The sequence below is a fragment of the Priestia sp. FW507-14D1A genome (assembly GCF_058781295.1).
Map to the genome: position 1 here is coordinate 303,438 of NZ_JBYSWQ010000001.1, position 18,566 is coordinate 322,003.

Consider the following 18,566-nt stretch of genomic DNA (forward strand, 5'->3'; position numbering starts at 1 on the left):
CAGACAACAAAGCAGCCGCTTATTAAGCGGCTGCTTTTATTAAAGCTTATTTAAAAAATGAATTCTTTTTTCTTCCTTTTAACAGATCGCCCGTCCACCCTTTCATTCGTAGATAGAGATAAATGGCAACGGTCGAAAGGACAATTAAAATGAGTGCATAGATATAGCCAAACTTCAAATCAAGCTCCGGCATCCCTTTAAAGTTCATTCCCCAAAGAGCTCCAAAAGCCGTTAAAGGCGTACTGATTGCTGTCAGCAGCGTTAAAGCTTTCATAATCTCATTTCCTCGATGAGTAGACACAACTTCTTCTAATTTAATTAACGCATCAAATTCTTTTTGATATTGTTCAATCAGCGTTAAGCCAATTTCAATTTTTTTACACATTCGCTGATATTCGACCGTTTGGTTAATTTTTTTATGAAACGCTTCTTCTATTCCCATGGTGACTTCTCGAACAGAACTGATTAAATTTGTCCATATAAGCAGGTCATACCGCGCTTTGTGAATTTCATCTAACACGTCGATGTTATTATTATGGCGCACTTCCCACAGAAGCTCTCTGAAATGACTTTCAAACTGATCAAACCCATTTAAATGTTTTTTCATAATTTCGCCTAAAAGAATAAAAAAACTTTCCGCCGTGTTAGCAGACTGCTTCATGCGTTCAATCATTCGTTCATGATTGGTGTTCTCGAGGATTTTCAAATCAATTCCTGCCGTTATAATAAACTCCTCGGTAATATAAAAATGAAACGAATCGTAATTTTTTTGATCAAACGACTCCTTATGATAAATCAGTGAACCATAAATGAGCTCACTTTCTCCTATTACATCTACTTGAATATGATTAGAATTTTTCTTTTGAAGCTGCTGGCAAAACCATTCATCTCTTGGATACTGATATTCTTTGATTATATCAGCTATTCCGTCTGCTTCTTCTAAATCAAACTGATACCATTTCCACTGATCGTTCGTCACGGTATTCATACTTTCCCTCTTTCCCCTTTTATTAGAATTTTTCCCTATATACAATCATTTAAAACCTAACAGGCAAAATAAACATACATTTCATATCCATCTTTATAAAAAAGGTGCTATAATAAATACGTTGCGCACCTGCGCCATGCTTTATCAGTTTGAGAGGAGAATAACAGTGAAGAAAGATATCGCTTTACGTTCTTATCTGCTAGAAAGTGCACCAACTATGACGGAAGAATGGTATGAATCTTTGGACAAAAAATCTTCTGAAGGCGTATATACCTCTAATGATCCCGACGTCATTCAACGCTTAAAAGCGCAAAACTATGAATTTCAATTATATATTAGCAACGTCTTTATAGAAGATGAAAAAAGCTTTTTTGAATCTTTTAACACGTGGCTAAATAAAGTTGCCAAAGACCAACAGCATCTCAGAACCCCCATTCAAAGTATTATTAAAGAATTTATGAACGTCCGCAAACAATACTGTGAGTATATTCGCCGGTTTGCAGAACTTCATGATGACATTACTCAGCACCACCTCGATGTATGGAATGAAAAAGTAATAAGGGTATTTGATATTATTATTTTGAAATTCATCACAGAAGCGCAGGAATATGCCTCAAACCGCCTCCGCTCTCAGCAGGAAATGATTCATGAATTAAGTTCACCTGTTATTGTGATTAAAAAAGACGTTGCTCTTTTACCGTTAGTCGGCGATATTGATACGGCAAGAGCCAAAATGATCCTAGAAAGCACGTTAAAACAGTGTGCAGAAAAACAAATCGCTCATTTGTATATTGATTTGTCAGGAGTTGTGATGATCGATACAATGGTCGCGCACGAGCTGTTTCAGCTGATAAATGCGCTTGATTTAATCGGCGTTAAATCGATTTTATCGGGCATTCGCCCTGAATTAGCCACTACTGCGATGCAGCTTGGTTTAACTTTTGACCATATACGAATTAAATCGAACCTTGCTCAAGCATTAGAAGATGATTCAAAAATTGTAATTGCTTCTAGCACTCATTAATATAGGGATACAAACAAAAAACAGCCCCGAAAGGCTGTTTTTTATTTTCTATGATGAATGTTTTCAGAACCTGATTCATCTTTCGTTTTCGTTTTATTTTTCTCTTCTTTTTGTTCAAGTCTTATGTCTTCCAACGGCATAGGATCGACCGTTTCTTCTTCTTTGAAACGTTCAAATAACGTTTCGTCTTGATCTGTTACACGCTGTTCCGTTTCATCTCTTTTTTTTGGTGTATTTGAAATAGATCTTTTCTGGCGTTCTCCCATCTTTTTCTCCTCCTTTATATAGGTGAAGCAATTATGTGTTCATGAAATCTCCGCCGTTGACATGAAGCGTTTGACCCGTCATATAAGATGAATCATTTGAAGCTAGCAGCACATAGCAGCCCACGTGCTCCACAGGATGCCCAGGTCTGCCCATCGGCGTGTCTGTACCAAATTCTCCTACTTTATCACCTGAGAAAGTAGACGGGATAAGCGGTGTCCAGATCGGGCCCGGCGCTACAGCGTTAACGCGAATGCCATCTTTGACAAGCGCTTGCGCCATACTGCGCGTAAAGCCATTGATTGCACCTTTTGTCGCCGTATAATCAATCAGCTGAGGATTTCCGCGGTAAGGATTAATTGACGTTGTATTAATAATCGCACTGCCTTTTCCTAAATAATCAAGCGCTTTTTTCGTAAAATAAAAGTATGAATAAAAGTTCGTTTTGAACGTTCGTTCAAGCTGTTCACTTGTAATTTCTTTAATGCTTTCTTTTGGATGCTGCTCTCCTGCATTGTTCACAAGGATATCAAGCTTTCCAAGCTCACTTACTGTTTTTTCTACCGCTTCGTTACAGAACGATTCGTCTCCTACGTCTCCTGCAATCAGCAAGCATCTTACACCTTCTTCTTCAATACGGGCTTTTGTTTCCTCGGCGTCGCTATGTTCGTTTAAGTAAACGATGGCTACGTCCGCTCCTTCTTTCGCATAAGCAATGGATACAGCTCGTCCAATTCCGCTGTCTCCCCCGGTAACTAGCGCTACCTTTCCTTTTAATTTTCCTGTACCAATGTAATTGTCATCCTCATAAATAGGGAGAGGATTCATCTCACTTTCGATACCCGGCTGGCGGTCTTGCGTTTGTTGGGGCTGGCCTTGTGTTTGTTGATCTTGTAAATTCATTTTAATCTCCTCCTATTTTTGATGGAACTTTTTAGTATAGTCTAGGTTTAGCCTTCTGTTTTGAAGTTCAAACATCTTTTTTTAAAAATTTATGATGTTTCTATTCTCTTTTACTATCTTAGAAAATTCATAGAAAACAAGTTTAAAGTTGGAAACAAAGGCTACAGAATGAGTAGAAGATGTATTTCAGAAATATCTTTTATCAGGAGGTTTGGTTCGTGTATGAAACACATTCAAGTAGCAGAAAACCAAGAGGAGGCAGCCTGCGTCATCCGTTCTTTTTTAAAGAAAGGATTTACAAGCAAAGATATTTATCTGCTGGCCTACGATAAAGAATGGGCTCAGAATTTAACAGAGGCAACACATACAAAAAAGTACAGAATGGCAGAGCAAGGTATGTTTGAAACGGCGGTAAATAAACTTCTTTCAAGAGAAGATGAGCTTCTTTCAAAGATGGCTTCGCTCGGCTTATCCAATCAAGAAGCAAACCGGTATAAAGAAGAAATGAAACAAGGACATATCGTGGTTATTGGCACACAGAGTCAATCCATTCCCTACTAAAATAGCGGAAACGTTTTTTATCAGCTTATAAGGGTATTTAGTAAAATAAACCATTGTTTATCAAGAAAGGAAGTTATAACGATGTTAAATTATTTGGGAATTCAGATAGGCTCTCTTTACTTTCCTACTAGTATTTTGCTTATCACGTTTCTTGTATTAATCGGCTTTTTTATTTATTTCCTCTCTAGAAGAAGAAAAAACCGCCATGAATCACGTGAGCAATCACGAGGAAAATAAAAGAGAATGCCAATTTAAAAGCCCTTCACGCAGAAGGGCTCTTTGTACTATAAAACAGGCAGATACTTTTCATAGCGAGGGTTTATATAAAAAGGAGGACGAGGTCCTAAAAGCGGCCGCTCCATTATTAATACTGCTTCAATTGTGACGTATAAATACTATGACCAGTTAATTGACTATACGGCAACCAAAGAAGCCATTGTCGGTTTCACTCGTGCGCTTTCCAATAGCGTGATTAAAGACGGCATTCGCGTAAACGGCGGAGAGTGGGTCTCTTCTTAAAAATCTCAATATAAAAAGCGTGAAGCCAAGCTCCACGCTTTTTCATTATTTACGAGATTCTTTTTGCAAAGGCGATTTTTCAATAGAACGCGTAAAGCGGTAAACATCAAGCTCTTGTCCTACCTCTGAAGGCAAATACCCAAACGTGGTGAAGCTGTCCACTGATTCTGGCTCAAGTGATAGAGACAATAAATTGTTTTGCGGCTGAGATGTTAAAAAGACGTAGCTTCCTTTTGGGAACGTCACCGTTTTTGGTTTCACGATTGTTTGCACGTCTACATTTGGTTTGTTTTCGTAGGCTCCATTTTCAATCCGGCTGCTAACGCTATACGCTTCTACTGAAAGAGCCGTTTCTTTCGTTAACTTGAAACCTTTTACTCCTTGTCCCTGCAGTTTTGCTGCTAACTCTTCATGTCCTGGCTTTAAAAGATAAGCAGTCGGACGTTCGCGGACAAGCGTCGGCGTTGCTTTCTTTGCACTGTAGTACGTCACAGGAATTTCTTTAACAGACGCGCTTTCCACATCAACCATTTCTAACGTAGAGTTTGGTATTTTTTTATTTTCACTGTTCACAACAATTAGATCATGATCATTTGCATTTTTTCCTTTTTTGACAAGCGCCGCTTTTTCTTTTGCAATCAGCGCTTTAATTTGTTTGGCATGAGCGGCTGTTTGCGTAATCAGCTTTTCTTGCGTAGCAATTTGGGCACTCACTCGCCGCGGAAAATCTTCTCGGCCAATACCGATTCCCCTGCTTTCGACTAAAAATGAAAACGATGGATACAAACCTAATGAGTTTCGGCCGATTCGCGGTTCAACTGAGCCTTCTTCTACTTCAAGCTGCCCTTGTTTATTCACTTGAGACGTATAGTATACTTCTCCAGAATATCCTTGCTTTTCAATGGCTGTAAGCGTACTGTTCACAAACAGCTCATCAGACACGTCTCGAATGCGCTGCGGAATATTTAAGTTTCGACCGGACTGCAGTAAAATGTCGTGATACTTCCACACGCCTTCTTTACCGATATTTTTAAATCCGCTGCTGTAAGGCGTATATTCATGAGCGTCAATGACGACTTCCGGTGAAAAACGGTTAAATTCAGCTCGTACGCTCTGTACTTCAGGGCTTTCAAGCTTTATGTAGTCACGGTTTCCATCTAAATTATTTGCTAGCTGACGCTTGAATGCATAAGATCCGTCTGGATTAATGCGCGGCACAATAACGATGTTGACTTTATTTAGCACATCTTTTCCAAAGTCTTCTGTCAAACGCGTCGCAACGGCGAGTACGGATTCACCGCTTGCCGGTTCATTACCATGAATTTGACTTTGAAGCCAAATCGTTGGCTTTTTCGATGTTTTTCCATCCGCAAATTTCTTTTCCTTTGAAAAATACAGAGCTGGAATGTCACGCCCTTGCTGTGACTTTCCGATAATCTTCAGCTTTACGTACGGACTTTTATGAGCAAGCTTTTGAACATAGCTCATCATTTCTTCTTGAGTCGTAAAGGCGTCTTGTCCTTTCAGAAACGCCGGCGTGGCTTCATTCACCTTTATTTCCGGATAAAGTGCTTTAATTTTTTCCGGCTGGCTATAGTCTTTTCCGTAATAAGGCATCTCAGCTTGTACCGCAAGCGGCGACAGCAATAATCCAATCGACAAAAGAGCCGGCACGGCCGTTCGTTTTACAGTTTTTTCCATTCATTTACTCCTCCCCATCCCCTTGGTTAGACATTTCAAATATTTTAAATATTTGAAATGTTACATAATTAATTATACCGTTTAAGGAAATAACTTCAAGATAAGGGAGCTGAACCTTTTTGACTATTTTAATGTAGGAGACGAGTGCGATTTTATAACAAAGAGATTAGGACATAGTAAAACCAACTCAATATGAAGACGACCAATCAAGGTAAATGACCTAAACCATTTTCCCCGCAGGAGCCTTCCCCTTCAATCAACAGCTAGAAGCAACTAAACAAATGAAATATACGTTCTCCCTAACAAAAAAATGAACCACTAATCAAACATGTTGATCAATGGTTCATTTTTAACTTCAGCTAACATACGTTTGTCCCAGCCTTTTTTTATGTATGAACTGCTATAAAACTCAGAACTTCCTTGAGCTTGTATTGTGCTAGTCTAGCTGTTTCATAGTCCATGCAGCTATCTCTCCTATGTTCATTTCTTTACGGATTCTAGCGTTTCTAAATCATATCGGCCAATTTCTTTGTTATTTCTCGTAATGACGAGTGTTCCATGCCTCGCCACCTTTTGGAGTTTTTTTAATTTCTGATCGGATGGAGCCATAGGCATTTCTTTGTTTTTAACAGTCGCGCCCAGATCGTAGTGCACATCGACTTTTCCTTTTTTCATATAGTTAAACTCTTCAATTCCTATACCTGTACCGAAATGCTCATGCCCTTCATCAAATACATTAACACCTACTGTATTGATAGATGCTTTCTTTAAATCTTCATTCGGTATAATTTTAGCTTCTATTTCGTCTTTATCATTTTGATAGAATTTACGCTCGCCTTGTTGCTTCATTTTAAACTCGTAATACAGCGCTTTTGGTTTTACGTCGACCATTTTTCCTTTGCTATCTTGTATACCAACTTTTCCAATTAAATCAGCAGCATCTGTTATCTTGACTTTCACTTTTTGAATGCTATAGCCGCTCTCTTCTTTGCTAGCAGAGTTTGAGCACGCTACCAATGACATTGCCAAAAAAGCACTCAATGTGCCCACAATAAATTTCTTCACTTCACCACTCCCTAAGGATTAATATACCATAAAAGGAATTTAAATGGATGTTTCTCAGTCGATTTTGTAAATAAGTACAGAGTCAGCAACCTATTGAACTTAAGTTTCCTCACCAGCTCTATAAAAACATAAAAAGCTCTCTCCATGAGGAAAGAGCTACTCTATCACAAAGTCCGCTTCTGCTTTTACCACTCCATTTACAATAACAGAAAGCGTATGCGTACCGCTGTAATGTTTTCTTGTACTTAAATCTTTAAACGCATGCTTTTTTGTGACTGTCAGCGTTTGGCCTGCTTTTGCTTGAACATTTTTTAGCATAAACACTTTTTTAGTGCGGTTTCCTTTTGCTTTTACGTAATGAATTCCGTACTCTATGCGAAGCGGCATGGTTTTTTCCACGGATAGTTCAAATGAAAAGTCAATGCTATCACCGATTGTAATAGTATGCGGCTGTAAGCTAAGCTCTGTGACACTCACTCCTGGGTCATCTCCATAGCCAAAAAGAGACAGAGCTTCAGGGTCTCCTTTTTTCAGCAGTGAACGGCACGCATGTTTAACGATCCAGTCGGTTTTAACGTCTTCACCGTGCCATTTTTTCATCACATCAAGCATCCAGTCTTTTTCTATGTAAGAAATATCATTTAAATGATTGGCTACGCTTTTGCGGACATAAAGCGATTCATCTCGTTTTAACTGTTCTAAGATCGGCAGCGTTTGTTTTGGATCTTGCTTTAACTCAGGTACTGATTGTCCCCACGGAAGTCTAGGCCGGCTTCCTTCGCTTGCTAATCTGCGAATATGATGGTTTTCATCTCCCGCCCACTCAATCATTTGCTGGAGCATTCGATTTTTATCTTGAATTAAAAATGGACGCACTCCAAATTCTGATGTGGAAAACGGCGTAAAAAACGCAAGTGCTTTTATTGAAGCTTCCCAATCGTTCAATCCGTACAGTTCCACGTAATCTGGAAAAATCGTGCCTTGAAGTCCCCCTACCGTTGGAGCCACTTTATAGAGAATATGAAGCGCTTCTTCATAATCCCCCGGCAGCACTTCATGCATGGAAAGCGTAATTCTTCTCATGCGCTCTTTCAGCCCAAAGTCTTCCCAGTCTTGTTGAAAAACCAGCTCATGAAATACTTTTTTATCAAATGAACTCATTTCACGTGAAAAAGCGTCGCTTAAGTGCGTAATCAACTCTTCATTAAATACGCTTTTACGTAACTCTTCAGCCATACTTATCCCTCTTTTCCAGGCAGTATTTTATTTTCTTTTGAATAAATCGCCCGCTCGTACATGCCTTTTTTAAAAATTTGCATAAACAGCTGCTTATTTTTAACTTCTTTAAATCCGTACTGACTGTACAAACCGTGAGCATCTTTTGTTGCCAATAAAATTTTTCGTACGTGTTGAATCGGCTGATAGCGAATCATTTCTTGTACCAGCGCTTTTCCAAGCCCGTTGCCTCGGGCGTGCGGCAGAATAAACACATCCGCCAAATAAGCAAACGTCGCAAAATCTGAAATAATCCGTCCGAATCCTACTTGTTTATCGCACTCATCATACACGCCAAAACAAACGGAGTGTTCAATGGACGTTTGAACAAGGTGAAGCGGAATTCCTTTTGCCCAGTATGATTCATGATGAAGGTACGAGTAGATGACATCTATATCAAGCTTTTCTTTATTCGTATGTATGGTAAACTGATGATTTTCTTTCATGCTGCATCCTCCTTGCCTCTCTATCATAGCACAAATGTTCGCAACAGAAAAAAGCCTTTTCGGTAAAAGGCTTTTTTGCTTAGTATGATATTTTTTTAGAAACAGAAGCATTTTTTCTATAGCGTCTTGCGACTATGTAAATAAGCGGACTGCCAATAATCGTCGGCAAAAACCAATAAGAAAGTGCCGGAAGCTTGTTTAACAGCGGAACACTGTCTCCAATATTCACAAGCAGTGCGGTAACAGCTCCGATACAAGACCCCAGCATACCGCGAATATGGTGTTGAAGCCAGCTCTTCCATTTTTGCTTGCGTGCTGCATAGCCGTAAATCGCTAATCCGTATGAAAACACGGCAATATAAAATAAATAAGCAATTTCATTCCATTTCCAAATCGCTAACATGATAGCTGTGGCAGCTAGTGCTGCATAAGCACCGTGATACACTTCTCCCCATATGGTATGCTGTCCTTTTTTCTTAGCCGCTAGCATAGACACCATTCCTGAAAGCAAGCAAATCATGCCGAGTCCAATATGGATACTTAGTATAACTTCAAATAAATCCAACGCGCTCTCTCCTTTTATGCACTTTTCTCTTATATCTTCGGCTAGCGCACTTATTTTTTAACAAAATATCCCTATTTCCTTTCCAACTCTTTACTTACATGATGCATATGCTCAACGTTAAAAAGCGCATACTAGCTTTAGAAAAGGAGGCGGATAGACAGTGGAAAATGCTCGAATTAGCGGATGGCAGCTGTTTGTGTTAATTACGCTCTTTGAGATTGGCAGCGCCTTTTTAATCGGCTTAGCGATGGACGCTAAGCAAGATGCTTGGATTGCCATTTTAGTTGGTATGATCAGCAGCTAGGCACTCATTTATATATATTATCGCTTGCACCGCTATTATCCGCATTTAGCGCTGACGGAGTATATTGAAAAAATCATTGGAAAAGTACCGGGACGCATACTTGCTTTTCTTTATGTCTTATATTTTGCTAACGGAGCCGCGCGGGTGCTGCGTGATTTCGGAGCAATGCTTCTCACCTTCGTCTATCCTGATACGCCGCTTTTTATGGTGAACGCTTTGCTTATGCTTGGGATTATTTATACCGTTCGTCAAGGAATTGAAGTGATGGCACGTTCAGCAGAACTGCTCTTTATTTTCATCTATGTTCTCGCCGTTGCCGGCTTTATTCTTATCTTTGTTTCCGGCCTTATTGATTTTACAAACCTGCGGCCGATTCTTGAAAAAGGCATCGCTCCGGTTCTGCACGTTGCGTACAGCCAAACGCTCTATTTTCCTTTTGGTGAAGTGATTGTATTTGCAATGATCTTTCCATACACAAAAAATGTGAAAAAGACCGCTCTGATTGTCTTCAGCGCAGTTACGTTAAACGGTATTAACCTTATGATTACAATGATCGTCAATATAGGTGTGCTGGGCGTTACCTTAACATCGAGGTCTGCTTTTCCGCTTTTAAGCACGGTTCAAAGCATTCAATTCGCAGGTTTTTTAGAACGGCTTGATGTGTTTTTTATAGTGGCTTTAATCACGGGCGGCTTCTTTAAAATCGGTTTGTTTTTCTATGCCACTGTGCTGGACCTTTCCCACGTGTTTAAGCTTAAAAACCCGTCACCGTTTGTATTTCCAATCGGCTTAGTCGTTTTATTTTATTCATTGTCTCTTGCTCAAAACTATTTCGAACACGTATATGAAGGGTTAAAAACCATTCCGTTCACTTTACATCTTCCGTTTCAAATTGTCATTCCTGCTCTTTTACTCGTGATCGCATTTTTAAGAAATCGAAAAAAAATACAGTCCGTCACTGTGAAAAAGACCGCAGAAAATTCGTAGTATGTCCATTTCTCTATTGGATTTAACCTCCTAAAATTATACAATATAGTCAAGAAGCAAAAAGGAGAACCAATATGATTGGATTAATTCTTTCTATTTTAATATTTAACATTCTTGCTTTTAAAACAAACAAGCGCTTCACAGCAAATCAAATTGTTCACATTTGGATGTTCACCATTGCTGCTCAGCATATCTTTGACGTCTTCATTAATTTCAAATTTCACGGCTACTGGTATTTTACACAGGAGACAGACTGGCAAGGTATTTTTGCCTATACTGTTCTCATTCCGCCTGTGAACATGCTTTTTCTTACCTACTATCCTTTTGCCGGAAAGCTCACAAAAAAAGCCGCCTATATTTTACTTTGGTCGGTTGCTGTTTTACTTTATGAAGTAGTAGCCCTTCTCCCTGCCCCTTGGGGTTATTTTCACTACGGATGGTGGACATGGTGGTATTCGCTTCTGCTAAATCCGCTGTTGTTTTGGATGGTAGTGCAGTATTACCGGTGGGTGTGTAAAATTGAAAAAAGAGCGATCACTTAAAAATAGAATAGCCTTTGGATCCGCACATCATCATTTTCAGGACCTGCAATAAAATGAATGTCTGCTTCTCCGCTGGCTATTCTTTTTTATTTAAAAACGTCTTTGGACAAGGAAACTTGCTTTCCTTTTTCTTTTCCAACTAACGACACAAGGAATCCTGCTACTCCAGCTATACATAGAACCACCAATAGACCAGTAGTGCCTACTAACAAGCTCACCGCAGCTGACGCTAACATTCCTCCAATATAACGAAAAGTGGAATAAATGCCCGATGCAGTGCCTGATTGCTCTTTTTTGACGGATTGAATATTCATAGCCTGCATAGATGAAACACCGATTCCCGCTCCCACTCCTCCTACTAATAAAGATACAATGGTATAAGAAATGGAGGCATTCGCTAAGTGGAAATAAAGCATCGCCGCAAGCAGCGAAATAAGAAACGATAATCGTATCGGATGTTCTTTCCCTACCTTTTCTGCTAACAATCCTCCCAGCCAAGAAGAAATAGACATGGCTAATGAAAAAAAGAAAAGAAGCAAACCAATTAACCGAATATCATACTGCTTCTCTAGCAAAAGCGGAACAAACAAAATGGTACTATACATCATAAAATTACTGCATAAAATGGAAAGATTTGAAGAAAAAAAAGGACGAACCTTAAAAAGCTTAAAATCAATCAGCGGCTCTTGGACTTTGCGTTCTTGCACAATGAAAAGAACGATAGACGCTATACATATAAAAATAGTCCAAGCATTAAACAAATCACGGTGCGTCAGCATTAGGGTAAAGCTCGTCATGCTTACTCCAAGTAAAAAAGCGCCCCCTATATCCAGCATTTTTGCTTTTTGTTTTACGTTAGACGGCACGTATATAAATGAACAAATCAACGATAAAACAGCAAAAGGAACGTTAAACCAAAAAATCGACGTCCACCCAAGATACTTAATTAAAAAGGCACCTAATACAGGACCTACAGCTGCTCCCAGCCCCATTGATAAGCCAAATAACCCAAGCGTTCTTCCAAGCTTTTCTTTTGGCAAACTGTGTCTCATAATGGCTGTTGCGTTAGGCGTAGCTAGTGCGCCTCCTAATGCTTGCAGCGTTCGAAAAACGGTGAGCGAAAGTAAGTTATATGAAAACACACAGGCGGCAGATCCCACTAAAAAAATAATCATTCCAGCTACGAACATCGTTTTATTTCCATATAAATCGCCAAGTTTCCCCGCGATGGGCTGAGCAACTGCCATCACAATTAAGTAGATAGTTACCACTACTGATACATGTACGATGGAAAGATGAAGCGCTTTGGCAATAGACGGTAAGCCTACTGCAATCATAGTGGAATTAACGGGAATTAAAAAAGTTCCCGTTAAAATAGAAAAGATAATCAAAGACGGCTTACTGCTGTTCAATCGTCACCACTCCGTTAGTTCCGTCTACGGTAACGACATCTCCGTCTTTTAGTAGATCCACGGCTACTTTTGTGCCAAGAACCGCTGGAAGTTTATATTCACGAGCCACTGTTCCTGCATGAGATAAAATCCCTCCTGCATTGGTTACAATTGCGCCTGCAAGCGAAAATAACGTGGTCCAAGCCGGTGCTGTTGTTTCACACACAAGAACCTCTCCTTGTTTAAGTTTAGAAAATTGACTTGGATCTGAAATGATTTTTACTACTCCCGTATAAACGCCTCTTGAAGCGGCACTTCCTTTAAAGATTTTTTGCGTTTCATCTACTTCTGGAGGCCCCATTTTCCCGAATATACGCTCTAATAAAGGATCTTCTCCTGTTTGAGGAGGCGTGCCATAAGCAGGCGGTGTTTTTTTATGACGATTTTCTTCAAACTCCTGCTTTCTATTAACGATCAGTTCATGAGACGCCACGGGCGTTTTTAATACTTCCAGCAATTCATCGTAATAAAAATGAAAAATATCTTGAGGCTGATGAATCATTTGGTGATCAGCTAAAAGAGTTCCTACATTCAGTAAAAACAGTCTTGCTGTAGCAGGCAGCATCGCATCGATATAAAAATGATGATCTTCATCCAACCCCCACGCGTCTAGGGCCCATCCATAAAACAGCTTAAACTGCTTTTTTTCTTGGCACTCTGGCATTTTTGCAAGTACATCATGATAGCTTTCTTCTCTTTTTTTTACGACATCTTCATAATTTTTCTTGAAGTCGTAATCTTTACGCACATAGCCAGCAATAATCGATAGCGCATGTAAAGGATTCTCTACCCACGTCTCATCAATAAACTCGTGCGAATTTGCAGAACGATAGCCATACTCATCCAAAAAGTTTTGCAGATTCTTTAAAAATTCTCTGCCTTCAGCTGTGCCTAATAGATTTGCTTCTATGTCTTCTGACTTCTGGTCCGTAAAAGCTTGTTTTAACGGGCCAGAACGCTTTACCTTGTCAGTTAGTTCCCAAAGTGCTTGATCCGTTTCAAGTGACTTGTTCATTACGCCTTCCAGCAGATCATATACGTAAGCGGTATTCTCATCTCCCGTCAAGGCTCCATATAGCTCTTCTAAAATCATTCCTAAATCACTTCTTGGCATGACAATTTCAAAGTGAAGCTGCCAAGCTTTTTTATAAAAACCATGCAGTTCTTTTACTTTTTCTTCTGCTTCTTTTAAAGATAAGGGACGTTCTGCATTTCTTTTGACTTCCGTATAAAAAGGTAAAAACACCTCATTAACGTACTCATATAATCTAGGTTTAAGTCGAGGTAACAACGGCTTCACTGCTTCTTGGTGCTCCTTTAAGCGATCGTTTACGTCACCGGGAAACGGGATATTTTGCTGATACATTTTTCCATCAGCTAATTTCACTACAAATTGAGCAATAGGCAATTTTAACGTTTCAAAACCTTGCTTCGTCCCATAAGTCATTGCCGGAAGCTGAAAGGAAGCGTATAAAGGACTTAGTGCATGAGCGATATGTAGGTTGTCTTGCACCCAAAATCCTGTTTGTTTTTCTTCCTCACTTAAAAATAGGTCGTTTTGAAATGCAGATAATACGTTCATTTGATTTCCCCTTTCCTTTTCATTATGTAGTAACAGGTCTCACTTGAAGCAAATAAATATGTTCATTTTTTATGGCAAATTCAATGTCTACAGCGTACTGACAATACTGCTCTACTTGATTCGTTAAACGAAGCAGCTGTAGTGCTGTTTCATCTGATATAGAAAATTCTTTTTTTTCTTTATCTGTTGTCACAGCTTTTGTTATTCCTGTAAAACCTGACACTACCTTATACTCTTTTAATCCTAGTTCTTTCATTATATTTTTTGTCTGTTTATGAATAATAAATAAATCCGGGGTCACACCACCTGACACAATTCCCTCTCCTAAGCCGTACGCCACGTTAATGACTACTTCATCTTCACTTTCTGTAATAGGATTTACGCTAAAAATCACTCCGGATACATCGGCTTCAACCATTCCTTGTACAAGGACACCCATCTGGGGATTAGAAAGCGAAATTTCTTTATCTTCGGCGTACGCTTGAACAACGGATGAAAAATAAGAAGCCCAGCATTTTTTTATACTTGTCAAAAGTTCTTCTCTGTTTCTTACGTTTAATATCGTTTCATACTGTCCGGCAAAAGACGCATTCTCCAAATCTTCAAGTGCGGAAGAAGATCTTACGGCTACGGCTTTTACACCAGCACCTTGAATATTGGCATACGAAGAAACAATTTCTTTTTGCAAAGCTAAAGGAAACGTGCCGCTTTGAATCTTCTTTTCTATGACGCTGCTATCTTTTGCTTTTATTTCTATTTGGTTAAACGTTAAAAAGGAATGTAATGCGTGAGATGTTAAAACAAATCCTGTAGGGATATGAGAAACGTGCTGAATCATTTTTGAGAGATTGTAAGCTTTTGAACCTACTGCTTGAAGTTCTGCATAACATGCTTTTTCTAAAGAGACGATGTGCAATCACTTAACCTCCTTTCATTTATGTCAAAAGACAATCAAATAAAATAGGAAAATCCATTTAAAACCATAATGTAATTTTATGGAACTAAGTTCAGTTTACCAAAAATTAACATAAATTTAAATATCTTTACAAAAAAATCACAAACCATATTCACTAGAATATGATTTGTGATTTTTTTTATAACTAACACATATAAAAAAACGATAGCCACAAGGGCTATCGTTTTTTATTATTGAGATACCATTACTTTTTGGCGAACGTGCTCTAAGTGATCACGAACCGCTTCTGCTGCTTCTTCTGGCTCACCATTTTTAATCGCTTCAAAAATACGCTCATGGTCGGCATCCGTCTGCTTGCGATTTTCTTTTTGGCTTTTATTTAACGAATAAGCAAGCGCTTTTCGATACAAATGGCCTAAATCTTCTACAGCATGAAGAAGGAATGAGTTATGAGCTGCTTTCACGATATCATGGTGAAAGCGATAGTCCGCTTCATGTCCAATTTCTTCACTGTTGTGAACCGTCTTTTTAAATGCTTCTAACGATTCTTTAATTTCAATCAGTTCTTCATCTGTACGGCGCAGTGCGGCTAAGCTTGCTGCCTGCGACTCGATGATAATACGCATTTCAATTAGTTCAAGAACCTGATCTGCTTCAACCATTTCAAACGTCATTGGATCAAGCATCCCCACTAAGTTTACACGTTTTACGTAGCTTCCTCCGCCTTGTCGTGATTCAATTAATCCGCTGGCAGAAAGAACGCTTAGCGCTTCACGAATTGGTGCGCGGCTCACTCCAAACATTTTGGATAACTCATGTTCCGACGGCAAACGAGACTCTGGCGGGAACGTTTTCTCTTTAATCATCTTTTTTAATTGATCAAGCACTTGACTAGATACTTTTTTACGCTCAATAGGTACAAACATACTTCTATTCCTCCTCCAAGTAATTATCTCTCTCTTTTTTTTTAGTTTTCATCGGACCCAGATTAACTATGTGTATTCCGATTTATGTAAACGCTTCAATCTTTGTATTACAAGTATACATTATTTCAATTCAAATGTGTTGATAAAATTTTACTATTATTGTTATTATACCATGAAAACAAGTTATAAATGAATAACGATTCATGGTTTTTTGACATAATACCACTATCTTACATATAATCCGTATACAATCATAATCGCCGCGTCCGCTAACGCATGACTAATAATTGCCGCTTCGGCACCATATCGCTCCCTTATACACGCCCACGTTATACCTGCTAAAAAAACGCCTGCAGCCGAGATCCAATTAAAAGGAAACGCAAAAACGGGCAGAATAATAAACAGGTGATAAAGCGTATAAAAGCTTGATGTAACAATGGTTGAAGCGGATAAGGACAGATGCTTCTTCACTTTATTCTGTATATATACTCGCCAATACATTTCTTCTAAATAAGGGTTAATAAAAATCAAAATGACGGCTAAAATGATCACTTTCCATCCGCTAAATCCCCATATTTGCAAAACCGCTTGCATATCTTCTACATGAAAGATTTTACCAGAAAAAAACAGGCTGCTTCCAATTATCACAGCGGCACATAGAACTCCGCTCAGAGTTCCCACATACAGAGATTTTTTTGTAAGCGCTACCTTAAAGTTAATTTTATTATTCGCATATAAAATCATAAACATCCAGCCGTAAAAGCAAACAAATGTTACCAACACATTTTGGATAAGCCACAAACCGAAAAAAACAAAGATTGTAGGCATAAACAGCAAAAACAAAAATTTTATCACGTTTATGGCGCACCTTCTTTAAGAGCCGCTTTTCTTTTACCTAGTAAACCTTTCGTATTCAAAAGGTTTACTATCTTTTATCTTATAAAAGTCCGGGGGTATTTTCAATTATTTTTTAATTCCTGCTCCAGCTCACGAAGACTTTCAGCAAGCTTTTTCTTTTCTTCTTCAAAGTGGGCATCGTTTTTAAAAGCAGGGGCTGAAGGTTCTAGCTCTTCATTTTCTCTTAGCCAATCCGGCGTCATTTCCTTGCGAATCACCCGCTTTTTATTGGCGTAGGAAACAGGCTTTTCAGCCTGTTGACTCGCAAGCGCGCGCTGTGACGTTACATAATGCTTATGAAAAAGATGTTGTTTGATATAGGCAAATGCCCGAATTGTATCCCCGCTGTATTTAGGCTTGTAGAGATCAAATGCTTCATGCAGTCCAGAGAGCGCCTCTTTTATAGGTATTTCGCTTTTGGCGACTTCGTACATATGCTTCAAGTCACTAGCTGAAGGATACACTCCTCGGTTTCTTCTAGCAATAAAAGCGGCTTCTAACGTTTGTACGTAAGCGTCATGCGCGTCTTCTTCTCTTTTTATTTGATTTGTATTTTCTGCTGTAGTCTCTGTTAATGACGCCGTCACAGTGAGTGAATCCGCTGCTTCAATTTGACTCTCCCCTTCTGTCAAATTGACATCTTCGAGCTCTTCAAATTCATCGCTTGGCATAAGCTCTTCTAGTTTCTTATAATCAATCCGGTACCAGACCGTGTTGTTAAATTTAGAGCGGTTGTACTTTCCTTTTACAATCAGGCCTTCTTTTTCAAGCTTTGAAATGATGCGTTGAATCGTTGAAAGCGACCAAAATGGAAACTGCTGCAGCCACTGCTGATTGGTGTTGTATACCCATGTATATCCGTCCTGCACGTTTACGCTTTTTTCAAGCCAGTAGTGAAGCTGCTGAAGAAACAGCGCTCCGTTCACTCCTACTTTGACTGCCAGCGCCGGCAGTACAATTAACGGCTGATCTTTTAATAATAATTTACTCATTACGTCATCTCCTTTGTTATGTAAAATAGCTACTATATATATACAAAGAAAACGAAAAAACGGGGATGGCGGCTTTAAAATCATGTTAAAATATAGAAAAAAACGAGGTGAGCATATGATACGTCAAGGCAGAATTGGCGATGAATCAGGCATTGCGAATGTACACGTAGAAAGCTGGAAATCAACTTATAAAGGACTTGTACCAGATTCTTTTTTAGATTCTTTGAGCGCTGAAAAGCGAAAACCTGTTTGGAGAAAACAGCTGGAGTCAAATTCTATTTTCGTTGCAGAAGAAAACGGTCAAATCGTAGGCTTTGCTTCTTATGGCAAAGAAAGAACCAGCAAGCATCCTTTCTATAAAGGAGAACTGTATGCCATGTATTTACTCGCAGAGCATCAGCGAAAAGGAATCGGAAAAGCGCTTATGCATAAAATAGCGCAAGAGTTGGCAAACCAACATATACATACGATGCTCACATGGGCTTTTGAACAAAACGGCGCCTGTCAGTTTTACGAAGCGCTTGGCGGAAAAAGAATCGATCGTGCTGAGGTTGTTATTGAGGGGACATCCCTACCTGAGGTGGCTTTTGGATGGGACACGCTTAAAAATTTGTAAGACAACTCTCTGGACAGATTTTTTTCTTCACGGTAAACTGTT

The 18,566-nt window shown here is 39.1% G+C and carries 18 protein-coding genes and 2 pseudogenes; 6 read left to right on the plus strand and 14 right to left on the minus strand.

What is annotated here, in order from left to right; all coding sequences use genetic code 11:
* Positions 1-46: 46 nt before the first annotated feature.
* The gene (locus AC3WJG_RS01845; protein ID WP_025750842.1) at positions 47-988 is read right to left on the minus strand and encodes a magnesium transporter CorA family protein; all 942 of its coding nucleotides are present in this window, start codon (positions 986-988) and stop codon (positions 47-49) included.
* 166 nt (positions 989-1,154) lie between these two features.
* Here AC3WJG_RS01845 and AC3WJG_RS01850 point away from each other — a divergent pair, with 166 nt between their 5' ends.
* Positions 1,155-2,012: an STAS domain-containing protein gene (locus AC3WJG_RS01850; protein WP_492587920.1), complete on the plus strand. Its 858-nt coding sequence runs from the start codon at positions 1,155-1,157 to the stop codon at positions 2,010-2,012.
* A 41-nt stretch (positions 2,013-2,053) separates the two neighbouring features.
* Here AC3WJG_RS01850 and AC3WJG_RS01855 read toward each other — a convergent pair whose 3' ends face one another.
* Entirely contained in the window at positions 2,054-2,278 is a 225-nt protein-coding gene (locus tag AC3WJG_RS01855) for a YczO family protein (protein WP_028409498.1), read from the minus strand.
* A 31-nt stretch (positions 2,279-2,309) separates the two neighbouring features.
* Complete coding sequence (locus AC3WJG_RS01860; protein ID WP_013058194.1) at positions 2,310-3,179, minus strand: SDR family oxidoreductase; 870 nt, start codon at positions 3,177-3,179, stop codon at positions 2,310-2,312.
* 222 nt (positions 3,180-3,401) lie between these two features.
* On the opposite strand from AC3WJG_RS01860, the gene AC3WJG_RS01865 reads away from it, so the two are divergent.
* Entirely contained in the window at positions 3,402-3,740 is a 339-nt protein-coding gene (locus AC3WJG_RS01865) for a YflT domain-containing protein (protein WP_028409499.1), read from the plus strand.
* Positions 3,741-4,085: 345 nt separating this feature from the next.
* A pseudogene (locus AC3WJG_RS01870) lies at positions 4,086-4,235 on the plus strand (SDR family NAD(P)-dependent oxidoreductase); the annotation flags it as partial.
* Positions 4,236-4,304: 69 nt separating this feature from the next.
* Here AC3WJG_RS01870 and AC3WJG_RS01875 read toward each other — a convergent pair.
* The 5 genes from AC3WJG_RS01875 to AC3WJG_RS01895 all read right to left on the minus strand — a co-directional run bounded on the left by AC3WJG_RS01875 (position 4,305) and on the right by AC3WJG_RS01895 (position 9,311).
* The gene (locus AC3WJG_RS01875; RefSeq protein ID WP_337134277.1) at positions 4,305-5,960 is read right to left on the minus strand and encodes a M14 family metallopeptidase; all 1,656 of its coding nucleotides are present in this window, start codon (positions 5,958-5,960) and stop codon (positions 4,305-4,307) included.
* A gap of 480 nt (positions 5,961-6,440) precedes the next feature.
* Positions 6,441-7,025, minus strand: a complete 585-nt coding sequence (locus AC3WJG_RS01880) for a hypothetical protein (RefSeq protein ID WP_337134278.1) — start codon at positions 7,023-7,025, stop codon at positions 6,441-6,443.
* Between the two features lie 156 nt (positions 7,026-7,181).
* On the minus strand, positions 7,182-8,261 hold the full coding sequence (locus AC3WJG_RS01885) for a DNA alkylation repair protein (RefSeq protein ID WP_098247902.1): 1,080 nt from the start codon (positions 8,259-8,261) through the stop codon (positions 7,182-7,184).
* 2 nt (positions 8,262-8,263) lie between these two features.
* Positions 8,264-8,746, minus strand: a complete 483-nt coding sequence (locus AC3WJG_RS01890) for a GNAT family N-acetyltransferase (RefSeq protein WP_013084205.1) — start codon at positions 8,744-8,746, stop codon at positions 8,264-8,266.
* A gap of 79 nt (positions 8,747-8,825) precedes the next feature.
* Complete coding sequence (locus AC3WJG_RS01895; protein WP_337134279.1) at positions 8,826-9,311, minus strand: DUF2306 domain-containing protein; 486 nt, start codon at positions 9,309-9,311, stop codon at positions 8,826-8,828.
* Between the two features lie 160 nt (positions 9,312-9,471).
* Between AC3WJG_RS01895 and AC3WJG_RS01900 the strand changes: the two are divergent.
* A pseudogene (locus AC3WJG_RS01900) lies at positions 9,472-10,602 on the plus strand (GerAB/ArcD/ProY family transporter).
* Between the two features lie 74 nt (positions 10,603-10,676).
* Positions 10,677-11,144: a hypothetical protein gene (locus tag AC3WJG_RS01905; protein ID WP_221840965.1), complete on the plus strand. Its 468-nt coding sequence runs from the start codon at positions 10,677-10,679 to the stop codon at positions 11,142-11,144.
* 86 nt (positions 11,145-11,230) lie between these two features.
* Here the strand turns inward: AC3WJG_RS01905 and AC3WJG_RS01910 are convergent, their stop codons facing one another.
* The 6 genes from AC3WJG_RS01910 to AC3WJG_RS01935 all read right to left on the minus strand — a co-directional run bounded on the left by AC3WJG_RS01910 (position 11,231) and on the right by AC3WJG_RS01935 (position 17,908).
* The gene (locus AC3WJG_RS01910) at positions 11,231-12,556 is read right to left on the minus strand and encodes an MFS transporter (protein WP_337134280.1); all 1,326 of its coding nucleotides are present in this window, start codon (positions 12,554-12,556) and stop codon (positions 11,231-11,233) included.
* On the minus strand, positions 12,543-14,177 hold the full coding sequence (locus tag AC3WJG_RS01915) for a PEP-utilizing enzyme (protein WP_102813883.1): 1,635 nt from the start codon (positions 14,175-14,177) through the stop codon (positions 12,543-12,545). The genes AC3WJG_RS01910 and AC3WJG_RS01915 overlap by 14 nt, the downstream gene beginning before the upstream one ends.
* Before the next feature lie 22 nt (positions 14,178-14,199).
* Positions 14,200-15,093, minus strand: a complete 894-nt coding sequence (locus AC3WJG_RS01920; protein WP_060745152.1) for a PEP/pyruvate-binding domain-containing protein — start codon at positions 15,091-15,093, stop codon at positions 14,200-14,202.
* A gap of 230 nt (positions 15,094-15,323) precedes the next feature.
* Positions 15,324-16,019, minus strand: a complete 696-nt coding sequence (locus AC3WJG_RS01925; protein ID WP_013058211.1) for a FadR/GntR family transcriptional regulator — start codon at positions 16,017-16,019, stop codon at positions 15,324-15,326.
* A gap of 225 nt (positions 16,020-16,244) precedes the next feature.
* Positions 16,245-16,874: a CPBP family intramembrane glutamic endopeptidase gene (locus tag AC3WJG_RS01930; protein WP_098334242.1), complete on the minus strand. Its 630-nt coding sequence runs from the start codon at positions 16,872-16,874 to the stop codon at positions 16,245-16,247.
* 104 nt (positions 16,875-16,978) lie between these two features.
* Positions 16,979-17,908: a hypothetical protein gene (locus AC3WJG_RS01935; RefSeq protein WP_098432442.1), complete on the minus strand. Its 930-nt coding sequence runs from the start codon at positions 17,906-17,908 to the stop codon at positions 16,979-16,981.
* A 115-nt stretch (positions 17,909-18,023) separates the two neighbouring features.
* Here AC3WJG_RS01935 and AC3WJG_RS01940 point away from each other — a divergent pair, with 115 nt between their 5' ends.
* Positions 18,024-18,524, plus strand: coding sequence for a GNAT family N-acetyltransferase (locus AC3WJG_RS01940; RefSeq protein WP_337134281.1), 501 nt, complete (start codon positions 18,024-18,026; stop codon positions 18,522-18,524).
* Positions 18,525-18,566: the final 42 nt, after the last annotated feature.